This window comes from Mucilaginibacter sp. PAMB04274 (assembly GCF_039634385.2).
Taxonomy (GTDB): domain Bacteria; phylum Bacteroidota; class Bacteroidia; order Sphingobacteriales; family Sphingobacteriaceae; genus Mucilaginibacter.
This window is the reverse complement of record NZ_CP155081.2, coordinates 2,713,410-2,729,624: the sequence shown is the minus strand read 5'-3', so window position 1 is coordinate 2,729,624 and position 16,215 is coordinate 2,713,410. Positions and strand designations below refer to the sequence as shown.

Annotated in this window: 21 protein-coding genes; 11 read left to right on the top strand and 10 right to left on the bottom strand. The window is 42.9% G+C overall.

All coding sequences use genetic code 11. The features are described 5' to 3' along the window. Window positions 1–60 precede the first annotated feature (60 nt). On the top strand, window positions 61–1,371 hold the full coding sequence (locus ABDD95_RS11510) for an NAD(P)/FAD-dependent oxidoreductase (protein WP_345952039.1): 1,311 nt from the start codon (window positions 61–63) through the stop codon (window positions 1,369–1,371). A gap of 101 nt (window positions 1,372–1,472) precedes the next feature. Further along, window positions 1,473–1,712, top strand: coding sequence for a hypothetical protein (locus ABDD95_RS11505; protein ID WP_345952038.1), 240 nt, complete (start codon window positions 1,473–1,475; stop codon window positions 1,710–1,712). A gap of 37 nt (window positions 1,713–1,749) precedes the next feature. On the opposite strand, the gene ABDD95_RS11500 is transcribed toward ABDD95_RS11505, so the two are convergent. The 8 genes from ABDD95_RS11500 to ABDD95_RS11465 form a co-directional block, all read right to left on the bottom strand. Further along, the gene (locus ABDD95_RS11500; protein ID WP_345952037.1) at window positions 1,750–2,382 is read right to left on the bottom strand and encodes an FMN-binding negative transcriptional regulator; all 633 of its coding nucleotides are present in this window, start codon (window positions 2,380–2,382) and stop codon (window positions 1,750–1,752) included. 189 nt (window positions 2,383–2,571) lie between these two features. Then, the gene (locus ABDD95_RS11495) at window positions 2,572–3,519 is read right to left on the bottom strand and encodes an N-acetylornithine carbamoyltransferase (protein ID WP_345952036.1); all 948 of its coding nucleotides are present in this window, start codon (window positions 3,517–3,519) and stop codon (window positions 2,572–2,574) included. 48 nt (window positions 3,520–3,567) lie between these two features. Continuing rightward, on the bottom strand, window positions 3,568–4,710 hold the full coding sequence (locus tag ABDD95_RS11490) for an aminotransferase class III-fold pyridoxal phosphate-dependent enzyme (RefSeq protein WP_345952035.1): 1,143 nt from the start codon (window positions 4,708–4,710) through the stop codon (window positions 3,568–3,570). Between the two features lie 36 nt (window positions 4,711–4,746). After that, window positions 4,747–5,760, bottom strand: a complete 1,014-nt coding sequence (argC, locus tag ABDD95_RS11485) for an N-acetyl-gamma-glutamyl-phosphate reductase (RefSeq protein ID WP_345952034.1) — start codon at window positions 5,758–5,760, stop codon at window positions 4,747–4,749. Window positions 5,761–5,763: 3 nt separating this feature from the next. Further along, the gene (locus ABDD95_RS11480) at window positions 5,764–6,252 is read right to left on the bottom strand and encodes a GNAT family N-acetyltransferase (RefSeq protein ID WP_345952033.1); all 489 of its coding nucleotides are present in this window, start codon (window positions 6,250–6,252) and stop codon (window positions 5,764–5,766) included. Then, entirely contained in the window at window positions 6,245–6,595 is a 351-nt protein-coding gene (locus ABDD95_RS11475) for a cupin domain-containing protein (protein ID WP_345952032.1), read from the bottom strand. Before ABDD95_RS11475 ends, ABDD95_RS11480 begins: the two co-directional genes overlap by 8 nt. Continuing rightward, window positions 6,596–7,789 carry an argininosuccinate synthase gene (argG, locus tag ABDD95_RS11470; protein ID WP_345952031.1) on the bottom strand — a complete coding sequence of 398 codons (1,194 nt, stop codon included), beginning with the start codon at window positions 7,787–7,789 and terminating at the stop codon, window positions 6,596–6,598. It lies immediately after the preceding gene. A gap of 34 nt (window positions 7,790–7,823) precedes the next feature. Continuing rightward, on the bottom strand, window positions 7,824–8,471 hold the full coding sequence (locus ABDD95_RS11465; RefSeq protein WP_345952030.1) for a GNAT family N-acetyltransferase: 648 nt from the start codon (window positions 8,469–8,471) through the stop codon (window positions 7,824–7,826). Between the two features lie 351 nt (window positions 8,472–8,822). Between ABDD95_RS11465 and ABDD95_RS11460 the strand changes: the two genes are divergently transcribed. The 3 genes from ABDD95_RS11460 to ABDD95_RS11450 all read left to right on the top strand — a co-directional run bounded on the left by ABDD95_RS11460 (window position 8,823) and on the right by ABDD95_RS11450 (window position 10,621). Continuing rightward, entirely contained in the window at window positions 8,823–9,422 is a 600-nt protein-coding gene (locus ABDD95_RS11460) for a Crp/Fnr family transcriptional regulator (protein WP_345952029.1), read from the top strand. A 65-nt stretch (window positions 9,423–9,487) separates the two neighbouring features. Then, complete coding sequence (locus ABDD95_RS11455) at window positions 9,488–10,081, top strand: DinB family protein (RefSeq protein ID WP_345952028.1); 594 nt, start codon at window positions 9,488–9,490, stop codon at window positions 10,079–10,081. 30 nt (window positions 10,082–10,111) lie between these two features. Then, window positions 10,112–10,621, top strand: coding sequence for a 2'-5' RNA ligase family protein (locus ABDD95_RS11450; protein WP_345952027.1), 510 nt, complete (start codon window positions 10,112–10,114; stop codon window positions 10,619–10,621). A gap of 86 nt (window positions 10,622–10,707) precedes the next feature. Here the strand turns inward: ABDD95_RS11450 and ABDD95_RS11445 are convergent, their stop codons facing one another. Then, a complete protein-coding gene (locus ABDD95_RS11445) occupies window positions 10,708–10,953 on the bottom strand; it encodes a hypothetical protein (RefSeq protein ID WP_345952026.1) in 246 nt (81 codons plus the stop codon). Further along, on the bottom strand, window positions 10,950–11,660 hold the full coding sequence (locus ABDD95_RS11440; RefSeq protein ID WP_345952025.1) for a DUF3291 domain-containing protein: 711 nt from the start codon (window positions 11,658–11,660) through the stop codon (window positions 10,950–10,952). The genes ABDD95_RS11445 and ABDD95_RS11440 overlap by 4 nt, the downstream gene beginning before the upstream one ends. Before the next feature lie 78 nt (window positions 11,661–11,738). Between ABDD95_RS11440 and ABDD95_RS11435 the strand changes: the two genes are divergently transcribed. The 6 genes from ABDD95_RS11435 to ABDD95_RS11410 are packed head-to-tail and all read left to right on the top strand — an operon-like array spanning window position 11,739 to window position 16,208. After that, complete coding sequence (locus tag ABDD95_RS11435) at window positions 11,739–12,215, top strand: GAF domain-containing protein (RefSeq protein WP_345952024.1); 477 nt, start codon at window positions 11,739–11,741, stop codon at window positions 12,213–12,215. Next, complete coding sequence (locus tag ABDD95_RS11430; RefSeq protein WP_345952023.1) at window positions 12,215–12,874, top strand: alpha/beta hydrolase; 660 nt, start codon at window positions 12,215–12,217, stop codon at window positions 12,872–12,874. The genes ABDD95_RS11435 and ABDD95_RS11430 overlap by 1 nt, the downstream gene beginning before the upstream one ends. Then, a complete protein-coding gene (locus tag ABDD95_RS11425) occupies window positions 12,861–13,463 on the top strand; it encodes a DNA-3-methyladenine glycosylase (RefSeq protein WP_345952022.1) in 603 nt (200 codons plus the stop codon). The genes ABDD95_RS11430 and ABDD95_RS11425 overlap by 14 nt, the downstream gene beginning before the upstream one ends. Before the next feature lie 60 nt (window positions 13,464–13,523). Next, a complete protein-coding gene (locus ABDD95_RS11420; RefSeq protein WP_345952021.1) occupies window positions 13,524–14,030 on the top strand; it encodes a pyridoxamine 5'-phosphate oxidase family protein in 507 nt (168 codons plus the stop codon). A 44-nt stretch (window positions 14,031–14,074) separates the two neighbouring features. Continuing rightward, window positions 14,075–15,358: a kynureninase gene (gene kynU / locus ABDD95_RS11415; protein ID WP_345952020.1), complete on the top strand. Its 1,284-nt coding sequence runs from the start codon at window positions 14,075–14,077 to the stop codon at window positions 15,356–15,358. Between the two features lie 4 nt (window positions 15,359–15,362). Then, entirely contained in the window at window positions 15,363–16,208 is an 846-nt protein-coding gene (locus tag ABDD95_RS11410; protein ID WP_345952019.1) for a bestrophin family ion channel, read from the top strand. Window positions 16,209–16,215 lie beyond the last annotated feature (7 nt).

The window sequence follows — 16,215 nt, the reverse complement described above, 5'->3', positions numbered from 1 at the left end:
TTATCTTCTGGCAAACATATACCATGGCAAGGAGGTTCTATTGTAAATTTATAATAGCCGATGGCAAACATGTATTTAGGCAAAACATCGGGTAAACCGCGTGTTGTAATTATAGGCGGTGGCTTTGGTGGCATCAATTTAGGCAGGCATTTGAGGGATAAAGAAGTGGAGGTAGTTATGGTTGATAAACACAACTATCATACTTTTCAGCCTTTGTTGTATCAGGTAGCTATGGGCGCTATTGAAAGCGATGCCGTTGGTTTCCCTATCAGGCGCATATTTACCGGGCATAAAAACTTTAGCTTTCATATGGCTGAAGTGCAGCAGATCAACCCGGCCAGTAACACGATAAGTACCACGCTAGGCGATATACATTACGATTACCTGGCAATTGCTACAGGCGCAAATACCAATTTTTTTGGTAACAAGGAGATTGAGCACTTTACGATGCCCATGAAGAACATTCCGGAGGCATTAAATATCAGAAGTTTGATATTGCAAAACCTGGAAAAGGCGGCTGTAACTACCGACCCGGTGGAACGCGCAGCATTACTAACGTTTGTGGTGGTTGGCGGCGGACCAACAGGTGCAGAACTTTCGGGTGCTTTGGCCGAAATGCGCATGAATATGTTATGCAAAGATTACCCTGACCTGAAACCCGAAGATATGAAAGTGTATTTGGCTGAGGGTAAACCTAAACTTATAGCGGCTATGTCTGAACAGGCATCGGTTAAGGCCAAAGAGTTTTTGATTGATATGGGGGTAATCATTTATAATGATGTGCACGTAACCAGCTTTAACGGCGATGAGTTAAAGATAGACAACGGCGTAACTCTTAAAACACGTAACGTATTTTGGGCTGCTGGCGTTAAGGGTGAGGTGCCACCGGGTATACCGCAGGACGTAGTAATTAGAGGCGCGCGCATACAGACCGACGAGATAAGCCGCGTTAAGGGATTTCAGAATATATTTGCTATTGGCGATGTGGCTGCCATGATCACACCCGACTCGCCCGAAGGGCATCCGGGTGTTGCACCGGTAGCCATACAGCAGGGTGCGCACTTGGCTAAAAATATATTGCACCTGGTAAGGGGAGAAGCCACCCAACCTTTTAAGTATCACGACAAAGGATCTTTAGCTACCATAGGGCGCAACCGCGCTGTGGCCGATTTGGGTAAGCTACGCTTTCAAGGCTTTTTTGCCTGGTTTATATGGTTATTTGTACACATTATGTCGTTGGCTGGCTTTAGTAATAAATTAGTAGTATTTAGCAACTGGCTCATAAATTACTTTACCAAGAATACCGATAACCGGCTTATCATCCGTTATTTTGATACCAATACCATGATGACTGAACCCACAGCTAAATAAATTATTCCTGTGAGGTGTATTCGTAAACTTTTAGTTAAAATTTGTTAACAATATTTGAGGCAATGTGTTATTACTACAACAAATAACTAATAACTCAAATCATGGCAACAAATTTCAATCCTGAACATAGCGAAGGCCCAGTAGCCAAAGCTATCGAACAGCAAACCGCCAAGCTACCATCTGATCTATTTTTGTGGGCGGCGTTAGGTTCAATGGCAGTTTCTGCTACTTTAAAAATTATGAAAAAAGACAAAACTGCATTGTTTGTTGGACAATGGGCAGCACCATTCCTGCTGTTGGGCTTATACAACAAAGTGGTTAAGTTAGAAGGAAGTGAGTAATCAATTACATCTTCAAGAAAATAAAAAGCCGGTTAAATTAGTATTTAACCGGCTTTTCTGTTGCTTCCAACTGCATGTAATCAGCTATCACCCGTTCATTTACATCATTGCTGTGGCTAAACGCAGTAATAATACTTTGCTGGTCGGTATCATTTCTGTTTTGACTCAATTTTTTTTTGCCTTGCAGGTCGGTCACTTTAATATCAAACACTACAATGCCTTTGCACATTTTCAACTTATAATCTAAGGGTATGTTGTTCCATTGTTTCAGGTAGGCGGCATCGTAAAAAGATACCATGTGTTCTAAGGCTTTTAGTTGCTCGCTTTCGTTTGTTACAATCGTAGCTACGCCGTAAGCATGCACAGCAATATAGTTCCATGTTGGCACGTTTAAATCTTTTTCGTAGTGCTTGGGTGCAATGTAAGCATGTGGCTCTGTAAATATAACGAGCGATTGCCCTTTAATAACATCGCTGGCCTGCGGATTAGCTGCAGCAAGATGTGAGGATAGAACAACCGCATCTCCTTCGTGCTTTACTAAAAATGGCAGGTGTGTAGCCTGGGGCAAGCCATCGTTAGTATTATTAACCAGCGTAGCAAAACTGTACCGCTGCATAAAGCTTACGGCCTCTTGGGTATCAGTAATTTGGAAGTGTTTAGGGATGTACATGGGATAAGGGTATAGCTATTTAGCAAAAATGCCAAACAGAAATTTAATTACAGGTGTGTATATTAAAATGAGGCGGTAGGCGAGGGAGCAAGGTAGCCGGAGCAGGGTAAGCAGCTATCCATATTTAGCTGATAAGGCCAAGCAGAGGATAAGCAGCCAAGCCACTCATCCTCTGCTAACAATCAAGGATTATAAGTTTTCTAAAAGCTGCTTTAATACCGCCTGAGCAGCCCATACGCGGTTGCCTGCCTCATGTATAACGGCTGAGTGTGGCCCGTCCAGAACTTCGTCTGAAAGCTCCAGGTTTCGGCGTACAGGCAAGCAATGCATAACTTTGGCGTTGTTGGTCGCTTGCAGCATTTCGTTATTAAGCATCCACTCCGGATAGCTGCCAGGCATCTCACCGTAAGGCTCATAAGCCGACCAATTCTTTACATACACAAAATCGGCACCAACTAAGGCCTCCTGTTGGTTATGGGTAATAGTTGCACCTTCCGTAAATTCGGTGCTTAAGTTATACCCTTCAGGGTGTGCAATTACAAAATCGACGTCGGCACGGCACATCCATTCGGCAAAAGAATTAGGTACTGCCTGAGGCAACGCCTTGATGTGTGGCGCCCAGGTAAGTACTACCTTAGGTCGCTCAACTGTTTTAAGTTCTGTAATGGTTATTAAATCGGTAAGGCTTTGCAGCGGGTGGCGGGTTGCCGATTCCAGGCTTACCACCGGTACGCCACAAAATTCTACAAATTTATTGAAGATAGTTTCGCTGTAATCCGCCTCACGGTCTTTCAGTCCCGGAAACGAACGCACACCAATGATATCCACATACTGACCCAAAACTGCCGCCGCCTCACGTATATGCTCAACTGTTGTACCGTTCATAATGGCGCCATCCTGTAGTTCCAAAGCCCAACCTTCCTTATCAATGTTGAGCACCATGGCGTTCATCCCCAGGTTAAGAGCCGCCTTTTGTGTGCTCATCCGGGTACGCAAGCTTGGGTTAAGGAACACTAAGCCTATGGTCTTGTTTTTGCCTAAGTGCTGAAAGGCGTAAGGGGCGCTCTTTAGCTGCAGTGCTTCGGCAACTAAGGCGTTAATATCGGTTACGTCGTGTACGGATGTAAATTGCTTCATCTATCTTTTCCGGTCGTCCCTAACGGGAAAGTGTTTTAGTTTAATATATTAGGCTACAGCGTGCGCAGCTTTCAGGGTTTGTGCAAATGCTTCTAAAAACTGGTCGGCATGTGCTTTGGTTAAGTTTAGCGCAGGTAGCAATCTAACTACATTGGGTTTAGCTTCGCCTGTAAAAATATGGTGCTTATACAAAAGCTCTTTACGAACGTCGGCCAGTTCCTGCGGTAATTCGATGCCAATCATCAAACCACGACCACGAACTTCTATTACCTGCTCAAACTTCCTAAGTTCAGTAATCAAGTATTGGCCAACTTCGGCAGCATTCTGCATTAGGTTATTTTCTTCTATTTCCTCTAAAACCGCTAAAGCAGCCGCGCAGGCTAAATGGTTACCGCCAAAAGTAGTACCCAACATACCATAAGCTGGCTTAATTTTAGGAGAGATGCTAATAGCACCAATAGGAAAACCATTACCCATGCCTTTGGCCATGCTGTAAATATCAGCGTCAACCCCTGCAAAATCATGTGAATAGAATTTGCCCGTACGGCCATAACCGCACTGAACCGAATCGGCAATAAATACTGCATTATACTGATCGCACAGCGCTCTTATTTTTCGCAAAAAGCTTTCGGTTGCTACTTGTATACCACCAACACCTTGTATGCCTTCAATTATAACCGATGATATTTCGTTTTGGGTAAATGCTTGCTCTAATGCACTTTCATCGCACCAGGGCAAAAATATTACGTTGTCGGTCTCATTAACCGGCGCTACAATTTTAGGGTTATCAGTTACTGCAACAGCGAGCGATGTACGGCCATGGAAAGCTTTACTAAAGGCAATAACTTTCTTTTTACCGTTGTAAAAAGAAGCAAGCTTTAAAGCATTTTCGTTAGCCTCGGCACCGGAGTTACACAAAAATAACTGGTAGTTGTTCTTGCCAGATACTCGGCCCAATTTTTCGGCCAGTTGCTTTTGCAAGGGTATTTCTACAGAGTTTGAGTAAAAACCTATCTGATGTAACTGATCTTCCAATCGTTTTACATATCGTGGGTTAGTATGACCAATAGAAATTACGGCATGACCGCCATATAGATCCAGATACTCGGTACCCTGAGCATCGTAAACCAAACTACCAACACCCTTTACAATCTCAATCGGATTGATGGGGTAAACATCAAATAGTTTCATTTGCTAAAAATGTAAAACGTTAAAAAATATAATCAATTAAAAAGCTGCGGCTTTCAGTTTCAAGCCAGTGGTTTCCTCTAACCCAAAAATCAGATTCATGTTTTGGACTGCCTGGCCTGATGCACCCTTTAACAGGTTATCCATAATGCTGATTATAAATAACTTGTCACCCTTTTTTTGTACCTGTATAAAGCATTTGTTAGTGTTCACAATCTGCTTTAAGTCGATGTTGCGGGTGGTAACGTGAGTGAATAGATGGCTGGCGTAATATTCAGTGTAAAGTTTCACCGCTTCTTCGGCCGACAGATCGCTGTCCAAATAAATGGAAGCAATAATACCTCTGGTAAAATCGCCACGGTACGGAATAAAGTTCACCTGTTTGTTGAAGCTGGCTTGCAGTTGCGTAAGCGACTGGCCAATTTCATTTAAATGCTGGTGATCAAAAGCTTTGTAAACCGAAAGATTATCATTACGCCAGGTAAAGTGTGATGTTGGCGACAAGCTTTGCCCAGCGCCTGTAGAACCTGTAGTAGCAGTAATATGCACCTCACTGTTTAACTTGCCACTGGCAGCCAATGGCAATAAGCCTAATTGCAAACAAGTAGCAAAACAACCTGGATTGGCTATGTTATGAGCCCCTTTTATAGCCTCACGGTTAAGTTCCGGCAAGCCGTATGTGAAGTTGCGTGTTGTAGATTCTGAGTTTTCCGTAGCCGGGTTGGAGATGCTCGATTTGTCTTTCAGCCTGAAATCCTGGCTCAGGTCAATGATCTTAACACTGGCTGGAAAAGGATTGGCATCTAAAAACTTGCGTGCATCGCCGTGGCCAACACATAAAAACAGCACATCAATATCATGCGATAGCTCGCCTGTAAATTTGAGCTCAGTGTCACCAAAAAGGTCAGTGTGAACCTCATACACAAAGTTGCCTGCGTTGCTATTGCTATGTACAAAGGCTATGTCAACCGCAGGGTGGTTAATCAGGATTCGTAAAAGTTCGCCGCCTGTATAACCAGCCCCGCCAATTATGCCTGCTTTAATTTCTGCCATTATTTAGTTTACTTCTTTTTTGTAAATAATAAATCCGTCGATTATCCCCAGTTTTATAAATCCGATCGACTCATAAAGACGTTGCGCTGCATAATTGTCCACGGATGTTTCCAGCTGCACATATTTTGCATTATTCTGTTTTGCAAATTTTAGAGCATACTCAATAATCATTTTACCAATGCCTTGGTTTCTATAAGGTTCATCAACAAAAAGGTCATTAAGTATCCAATTCCTTTTCATGCGTGCAGATGAAAACTTAGGATACAACTGTGTAAAGCCCTTTACAACAACGTTATCATCGAGCCTGCATTCGGCTATAACAATAACCGACTCATTATTACAGAGTCGTTCATTTAAAAACGTATGCGCCTCAACCACATCAGACTGTTGCTTGTAAAATACCCTATATTTATCAAACAAGCCAACCACTGCATTCACGTCGGTAACATCAATGTGCTTTAGCTCAACTTGGTTTTTTTGCTGATTATTCACAATTGATTCTATCGTTTTTTGTAGACGGATGTGAGTATAATATAAATTCCAAATCGGTTTCGGCATGATTGCTTACCCGGTGCTTTTGCCCCGGTTTAATTTCGATGCCTTGCTGCCGGTTAAGCACAGTAACTTGACCGTTGATAACCAAAATGGCTGTGCCGCTTAATATAAAAAAGAACTGTGTTGCATGCTCATGATAGTGCAGTTGCTCAGTCGCATTTGGTGGCATTAGCTCCTGCTTTATGGATAGTGCTTCAGTATCCACAAAGTTCCAGCCGTCACAGTTGTCACCCCATTTATAATGGCTTAAACAGTTCTCCTTTGAAAGCAGCGATTCCATTTATGATTGTTGATTTACCTTGTGGTATATCATAACCTGGTTACCAAATATCTTAGAGAAACCCTTAACGTCATCACCGGTCCAGGCGTTGTTCATCTCGCCGTAGCTGCCAAACTTGCTCGACATTAAATCGTGATCAGACTCAATACCGGTTACCTGGAAACGGTACGGGTTTAACTCAACAAACACTTTGCCGCTAACCTGTGTCTGGGTATCGTTCAGGAAGGCTTCGATGTTGCGCATGATTGGGTCATGAAACTGACCTTCGTGCAGCCAGTTACCGTAGAAAGCAGATAGTTGGTCTTTCCATGATAACTGCCATTTGGTTAATACGTGTTTTTCTAAAGTATGGTGTGCCTTGATAATAACCATTGGTGCGGCGGCTTCAAAACCTACGCGGCCTTTAATGCCTATAATGGTATCGCCAACATGAATATCGCGGCCAATGCCATAAGGCTGGGCAATAGCTTGTAATGCCTGAATGGCTTTGGTTGGGTGATCGTAATTAGTACCATCAATGGCTACTAGTTCGCCTTTTTTAAACACCAGCTCAATGTTCTTGGTTTCGTTTGAAGTAACGGGCGTAGGCCATGCGTCCTCCGGCAGACCTTGGTTTGAGGTCAGGGTTTCTTTACCGCCTACAGATGTTCCCCAAATGCCTTTGTTGATTGAATATTTATTCTTTTCAAAATTCATCTCCACACCGTGGTCTTTCAGGTATTGAATTTCTGCCTCGCGGCTTAGTTTCAAATCGCGGATAGGAGTTAGTATCTGCACATTCGGAATCAGAATGTTGAAGATCATATCAAAGCGTACCTGATCATTACCGGCGCCAGTGCTGCCATGAGCAACATACTCGGCACCAATTTCTTTGGCGTAGTTAGCAATAGCTGTGGCTTGGCTCACGCGCTCGGCACTTACCGAAAGGGGATAGGTGTTGTTCTTCAGAACGTTACCATAGATCAGGAAACGAACACAAGAATTGTAGAAGTTTTCCGTCTCATCAACCACATGGTGCGAAGTAACACCCATTTTGTAGGCACGTTCTTCAACCTGTTTTAACTCTTCGTCGCTAAAACCGCCGGTGTTTACAATAACCGAGTGTACTTCCAGGCCTAAATCCTGTGTTAAGTAGATGCAGCAAAATGAGGTATCTAATCCGCCGCTATAGGCTAATACTACTTTTTTCTTCATTATGATGGGTTAACCAAAAAGGTGATACTTAATATTAAAATGTAATGGTTTTTACGCTGTTTTTAATTGCATTTTCAATACGCTCCAATAGCGTAGCCTTGTGTGTCAGCTTCTTCATCTTCTCTTCAAACTGTTGCTGCTTATCAACCGGGTCCCAAAGCATGGCGGTACACATACAGTTCTTGCGCTCTTTGGCTGTTAAAATATCATAGTTAACACAGCTGCGGCAACCTTTCCAAAAATCTTCATCCTGGGTAAGTTCTGAGTAGGTAACCGGCTCGTAACCCAGTTCTGAATTAATTTTCATAACCGCCAGGCCCGTAGTTAAACCGAATATTTTGGCATGTGGGTATTTAGTACGGGAAAGATCGAACACAGCCCTTTTTATGGCCTTGGCTAATCCTACCTTCCGGAACTCCGGATTTACAATTAAGCCCGAGTTAGCTACAAAGTCGCCGTGGCTCCATGTTTCTATATAACAGAAACCAGCCCAGGTGCCATCTTTATGCAGGGCAATAATGGCTTTACCTTCCAGCATTTTATTAGCAACGTACTCAGGAGAACGCTGTGCAATACCAGTACCGCGTGCTTTAGCCGATGATGCCATTTCATCGCATATCTGCGGTGCGTAATCGGCGTGATTTTCGGTAGCAACTATAATATCAAAATCTTGTAAGGTCATGAGTAATAAAACGATTACCTTAAATTATTGGCTTAAGCCTTATGTAATTAATGGTTTTGTATAAAAGAAGTTTGAAAAAACCTCAGTTTGGGTTGTGGCGATGAAACAGTGTTTATCAAACCCGGGGGATATACAATCGTCGTCGTGACGGGAAGTTAACTAAAACAACAGCGTTCAAAGCAGCGGCGAACCATGCATTTACTGCTGCGGTTACTGTCCTTTTTATGCTTTGAATGTTCATTTTTTGTTAATATGCTCTATTTGTGAATTTTTGTGCAAAGTATCCAAAATAATTTTATTTATGCAAGTAAAAAATGCATATTAAAGTTAAACTTTTGTAAAGAAATATCTTTGATAACTACAGCTATAAATCAGCAAGATATACAGCGCCTTCATCAGGTGTTCAACAGCATTGCTATGTTTGATGATGAGCCCTTCAATGCTATGCTTCCACATTGGGGTGCGTTAACCTGTAAACGCAAACAAATCCTGACACAAATAGGCGAAACAGAGCATTATCTGTACTTGATAACCGAAGGCATACAACGTGGCTTTTGTAACTACGAGGATAAAGATGCCACGCTGGTTTTCTTTTATCCAAATTCTTTTGCTGGTATTGCCGATAGTTTTTTATTGCGGCGCCCATCTGCCTTGTACTTTGAGACGCTTACCGCAAGCCGTATGCTGCGTATTAGTTACAACAACTTTATGCAGATAGCACACGAATTTCCGCAGGTTGAAAAGTGGCTGCGTATAATGCTAAGCCATACTTTGGCCGGTTTGTTGGAACGGCAAAAAGAGCTTAGTGTTTATACCGCTGCCGACAAGCTAGCGGCGTTATTTAGGCGTAGCGCATTTATCTTCAACATGGTTCCGCATAAGTACTTAGCATCATACATAGGTGTAGATCCGGCCACTTTTAGTAAAATGTACAGTAGGCTTGAAAAATAAAAACGATGGTATAGATCAAGATTTTTGTCAGGGCAAATCCGGTACTTTGCCCAAAATCCTAAACCATGTCACAATTTAAATCCAAACAATTGCTTGCAAATCTAAAGATAGATATTATTGAAATTACCGAATGGGCAAAGCAGTTGTTAATAGCCACACATTATCTAAACACCGTTCCACAGCCCGGCAAATGGACCATTGCTCAGGTGATTGAACACCTGAACACTTATAATAATTATTATTTGCCTGAAATAGCCAAAGCACTTCAACACTATCCAACCGGCTCATGCCATGCAAATGGCATATTCAAGACCGGCCTTATTGGTGGATACCTCACCGAAATGATGCAGCCGGATATTAACGGAAAAATAAGCAACAAAACCAAAGCATTTAAGAAACATATACCTGTAGCCGAACTAAACGCGGAAACGGTTCTTCAAGGCTTTGTAACAGGGCAAGAGCAATTCCTGTTATTAATTAAGCAAGCACACCTTTACGATTTAAATAAAGTGCGTATTAAAATGAGCATTAGTAACCTCATCAAATTAAAGCTGGGCGATGTGTTACGCGTATTGGTTATACACCAGCAAAGGCATTTTATTCAGATAAGAGAAGCACAGGACCTTATAATAGCTAAGCAGAAGCTACAAATCTGCTAAACAGTTAGCCAGCACAGCCGTTTATTAAGAATGAGTGATACTCCGTTGATACTTACACTTACGCTGGACGAGGATAGCCAACAATATTTTAACGAACTGCGCCGTGAACATTTCCCGCCCGAGCGTAATTACCTGAACGCACACCTAACGCTTTTTCATCATTTGCCGTCAGATCGGGACCAAATTTTTTCAGACATTTTGTTGGCAGTAAAGACCTATCAAATCATGCAGCTTGCCGTTACCGAAATTAAAAGCATTGGAAGCGGTGTGGCCTTTAAGATTGAAAGCACACCGTTAATGCAATTACACCGGTACCTACAGCAATTGTGGCAACCCTGGTTAACTCCGCAGGATAAGCAAACACTGTGGCCGCACATTACCATCCAAAATAAAGTTGAGCCTAACCAGGCCATGTTATTGGAAGCACAGCTGGAGCAAGACTTTAAACCATTTACTGCCAGGGGCTTAGGGCTTAGCGTCCATGAGTATCAAGGCGGGCCGTGGAAGTTTAAGAAATCGTTTGAGTTTGGAACTAACTAAATCCATACTTAACGGAATGCCAAAGGAATAGAGCGGACTCCCCAGCTTGTTGAGAGATCAGTCTTAAGCTCGCAACCAATGTTATATCAGTTATATTTGTTATAAGCATCTCGCCAATCCTTTCGCATTTCTGTAAAGCGTGCGGCAACGGTGGCATAAAAAGCTTCGTCCAGTAGTTCAAAAACGCTGTTCACGCCGTCCATCAAGTCGGCCTCTGCCACTTTATAAGTTTGCTCTAAAGCACCTTGCTCCAGTTTTATAATGAACTTACGATTCATGCTAAATATGGAAACCTTAAATTCAGGATGCGGTAATTCAGCTATAACTCTCATAATGTTTCAAATTTAATTCTACCCTGTAGCGGGTCGGCACCATTGAGGGTACCCCAGGCAGCAAGTGGTTTAAACCGTGCAAAAAGCTCCTCGCTGTACCAGCCCTCCGCACGTGTTTTCTTAATAATATCAGCGTGCTGGCGTGAACGATATGCAAATGCCTTAACGTTGTCGATGCTTTCCCAAACCGAAAACGTTGCTTGCCTATAGACGGGAGCTTCACCAATGCCAACTGATGTAATATATCCTGGCGAAGCAGCCATCATACTGGCCGCCTCATCTACATGTCTCCAAAAGTTTTTAAGGCGACTTGGCCTTATGGTAGCCCTGGTTAACACCGCTACAGCGCCGTTGTAGTCCTTTACCTCGGACTTGCCAAAAGGGTCTTTGCCATCCCACTTGCCGTGGCTCTGTAGTGGCTCGGCCAAAAGGGTCCAGCTTTCCGTAGTCAACTTTTTCCACCAGGATGATATGAACGATTTCTGATAAAAGCTGTCAAAGTCTGCTCTAGTATTCCAGGTTGCCAGTAAGCCCCATTGTTGCCAGTCGGGTGTAAGGTCAAAACTGCCGTTGCGGCCGCAGCCCATTAATTTCCAAAAGGTGCAGCCTTTTTGTAATGAAAGCGGCAGGCGGTGCAGGGCCATAGCCAGCAGGGCAAATGGGATAAAGGCTTTGCGGTAACGTACTATAGTGAGGCTGACAATCATATTTGACTAAGCGAAATAACTCATTAAAAATGAGATTTGGCTTATTAAGTTTTACCTTACCCTGCTTACTTTTGCAATATGGCCGAAGACTTACAAATACTACAATCAGCCGATAAAGCTGCTCAATATCAATCTTTGCTACCGCAAATTGAGGCGTTAATACAAGGCGAAACCGATCTTACCGCCAACCTGGCTAATATAGCTGCGGCGTTAAAAGAACAGTTTAAGTGGTTTTGGGTAGGATTCTATCTGGTAAAAAACGGCGAGTTAGTTTTAGGCCCGTTTCAGGGACCGGTGGCCTGTACACGCATTGGCTTAGGTAAAGGTGTTTGCGGCGCAGCCTGGCAGCAACGTAAAACATTGATAGTGCCAGATGTGGAAGCTTTTCCCGGTCATATTGCCTGCAGTTCGTTATCACAATCTGAAATTGTTGTGCCGTTTTTTAAAGGCGACGAGGTGGTAGGCGTGCTTGATGTGGATAGCGAATTGCTGGATCAGTTTGATGAAACAGATGCGCTTTATCTGGAAGAGCTGGTAAAAATGATAGTGTTTTAATGCGGAAAGTATTTCTGATCTCTGGTTTAGGTGCCGATCATCGATTGTTCGATAAGCTCGAATTGCCGGGATTTGACTTGGTACACGTTAACTGGATCGAACCCGAGGCAAAAGACACCTTGAGCTCCTATGCGCAAAAATTGGTAGAAACATATGGCATTACGCCACAGTCTACCGTAATAGGTGTATCAATGGGTGGAATGATAACGGTGGAGATTAGCAGTCTGATGCCACTGCGTACGGCTGTTATTATCTCCAGCATAAAATCAGTTAACGAATTCCCGCCTTACTTTAAGTTTTTTAGAAGGGTTCCTATTTACAAGATCATACCGCATGGATTTTACACCTCAATGGGTTTGTTAATTAAGCCGTTATTTGGCGAATTGCGTGGTAAATCAGGCTTCCTTTTTGTAGATATGATAAAAAACACATCGCCTGTATTTATGCGGTGGGCTATGCATGCCATTGTAAACTGGCAACCTAAGCCGTTACGCAATAAAATTTATCATATTATCGGTAATAAGGACTTGATCTTTTCCCATACCCGCATTAAGGATGCCACCTACATTATAGAGCGCGGCAGCCATGATATGGTTTATACGCGTGGCAAAGAAATAAGCAAAATTATAGAAGGAATATTGACAGATGAAACTACCTGAGTCGTTCTACCTAAATAGCCAGGTTACAGAAGTAGCCCGTAATTTGCTTGGTAAATACTTGTTTACCTCTATTGATGGTGTAATTACGGGTGGTTATATTGTTGAAACAGAAGCATATAATGGCGTTATAGATAAGGCCTCTCACGCCTATGGTAACCGCCTAACGCCGCGTACACAAACTATGTTTGCGCAGGGCGGCGTAGCCTATGTGTATCTGTGTTATGGCATACATGAAATGCTAAACGTGGTAACTTCTGTTGCCGGGCAGCCGCATGCAGTGCTTATTAGGGCAGTTAATCCTACCGTTGGCTTAGATACTATGCTTTACCGCCGTAACATGGCAGTTGTAAAACCTAATATTACTGCTGGTCCGGGGTCGGTAGGTAAGGCTTTAGGTATTAGCCGAAAACTGAACGGTATGAGCTTTCAAAGCGATCAACTTTGGATTGAAGACCAAGGTTTAACTTTTAGCGATAAGCAAATTGCTGCCGTTCCGCGCATTGGTGTTGCTTATGCGGCAGAGGACGCACTGTTGCCATACCGGTTCTACGTAAAGGGTAACGTATACGTGAGCAAACCAAATCGGTAATAATTCAATCAAAAATGCTTTTTTGGGGTTTATAGGTTATCATACTTAAAAACATTCGCTATGGATTACCAAAAAGACTTGAAAAAACTGGAAGATATAGAGCACTTGCGTGGCATGATCGACAAATCAAAAACCGCTATGCTCACTACTTTTACCATAGACAACGGCTTTCACAGCCGCCCAATGGCTACTGCACAGTTAGATGTAGAAGGTAGCTTGTGGTTTTTCACCAATGAATTTTCATCCAAAGTTGCTGAAATATCGCACGATAATAAAGTTAACGTTACCTACTCAAATGGTAGCGCTACCACCTATATCACTATTAACGGCATAGCGCAAGTGGTAGATGACCGTGTTAAGATGCAGGAACTTTGGGATCCGTTTGTTGAAGCATTTTTTAAAGACGGCCTGGAAGATCCAAACCTTACTTTATTGCGTGTGAACATAACAGATGCTGAGTATTGGGACAACAGTGCCGGTGCCGTAAGCATTGCATTTAAATGGATCAAGTCGGTTATAACAGGCTCGAAATTCGAACCTGGCGAGCACGATAAAGTTGATTTATAAACATGAGAGGTAGATAAAATCTGCCTTTTTTGTATTATTGGCTGATGGAATATGTAAATAGTGCTGCCTTTGCCAAACAGTTAGATGAACAAGACTTGCTTGGTCCATTCCGCCAGCAATTTTTGATACCACATTATAAAGGAAAAGATATTATATACCTGTGTGGTAATTCATTAGGACTACAACCTAAAGCGGTACAGCAGCATGTTAACAAGCAACTAAGCGCCTGGCAAGAGCTGGCGGTAGAAGGGTGGTTTCAGGGTGAGGATCCCTGGTTGTCTTATCATAAGCAGTTATTGCAGCCTCTGGCAAACATTGTGGGAGCACACCCTAACGAGGTAACGGTAATGAATTCACTAACCGTTAACCTGCACTTACTCATGGTGAGTTTTTACAAGCCAAGTGGTAAGCGTTACAAAATACTGATGGAAGGCGGCGCATTTCCATCAGATCAGTATGCGGTAGAGAGTCAGGTAAGATTTCATGGCTTTGAGCCGGGCGACGCGGTAATTGAGATATTTCCCCGCCAAGGGGAAAGCACACTAAGGACCGACGACATCACACAAGCTATAAACGATAATGCCGGTGAACTGGCTTTAGTTTTATTCAGCGGTATTAATTATTATACAGGGCAGTTTTTTGATTTGCAGGCTATTGCCAAAGCCGCAAAAAAGGCAGGCGCTTACGTGGGTTTAGATTTGGCTCATGCCACCGGTAATGTGCCACTTGAGTTACATGAATGGGAAGCCGATTTTGCCTGTTGGTGTTCATACAAATACATGAACTCGGGCCCTGGTGGTATTAGCGGCATATTTGTTCACCAAAAACATCATCACAATAAGGAACTGAACCGTTTTGCTGGTTGGTGGGGCTATCGTAATGATGCGCGCTTTAAGATGGCTCCCGGCTTTGATCCGGAAGCTGGGGCGGAGGGATGGCAGGTTAGTACAAGCCCGATTCTTTTAATGGCCGCCCATAAGGCTGCGTTAGATATATTTGAAGAAGCGGGCAGTGTATCTGCCCTGCGCCAAAAAAGCTTACTACTCACGGGTTACCTTGCGTATCTAATTAATGAGATTAACAAAAAGCAAGGTCAGCAATTGTTCAACATCATAACACCGGCAAACGAACAGGAGCGTGGCTGCCAGCTATCCATTGTTTGCAAGCAAAACGGAAAAGCTACATTTGATTACCTCGTGAGTAAAGGTGTGGTTGGAGATTGGCGCGAGCCTGATGTAATCAGACTAAGCCCTGTGCCTCTGTACAACACTTTTACCGATGTTTATACTGCTGCCTTACATTTAGCTGAGGCCGCTAAACGATATTAAATTCATGATTAGTTACAACCCTAAAGACTGGTTTACTTTTTTGTTCAGGTTTCATAAATCTGACACCCTGCGAGAGCTTTTTCCGCTAATGATTGGCGTGGGTTTGTACGCAGCTGTGATTACCTGGATATTACTTGATTATGTACACGTACCTGATACCAGTGTGATACACAAAACTAACGTAGTGCATCAAACGCTGGGCTTTGTACTATCGTTATTACTTGCATTTCGCATAAACTCAGCTTATGACCGCTGGTGGGAAGGGCGCAAATTATGGGGCAGCCTTGTAAATAACAGCCGTAATTTAGCAATGAAAGTAAAGCACCTGGGTAATGAAGCTGATGCTGCTTTTTTTAACCAGCATATACCTTTATATGCCGAGGTTTTAAAAGACCACTTGCGCGATGCCATTAAAGGCGATTACAATGCCCAGTTAGATGCTGAGAAACATGTACCTAACCAGGTGGCATCGCGTATTATTGAGCGTGCGTATAAACTGAATAACGCGCAGATTAACACCGAGCAGCTGATGAGTATCAATGCTGAAATCATGTCGTTTACCGACATTTGCGGCGCTTGCGAACGGATTAAGAATACGCCTATCCCTTATAACTATGGCGTTTTTATAAAAAAATTCATTTTCTTCTTCATCATGACACTGCCTTTAACCTGGGCGTTTGAATTGCATTATTATATCGTGCCTGTTATTGCATTTGTGTTATACGTGCTGGCCAGCATTGAATTAATTGCCGAAGAAATTGAAGATCCTTTTGGTTATGATGAAAATGATCTGCCTTTAGAGCGGCTGTCAACCAATATAAAAAAGCATATTAACGAAATATTGGGTTAGTAAGCCA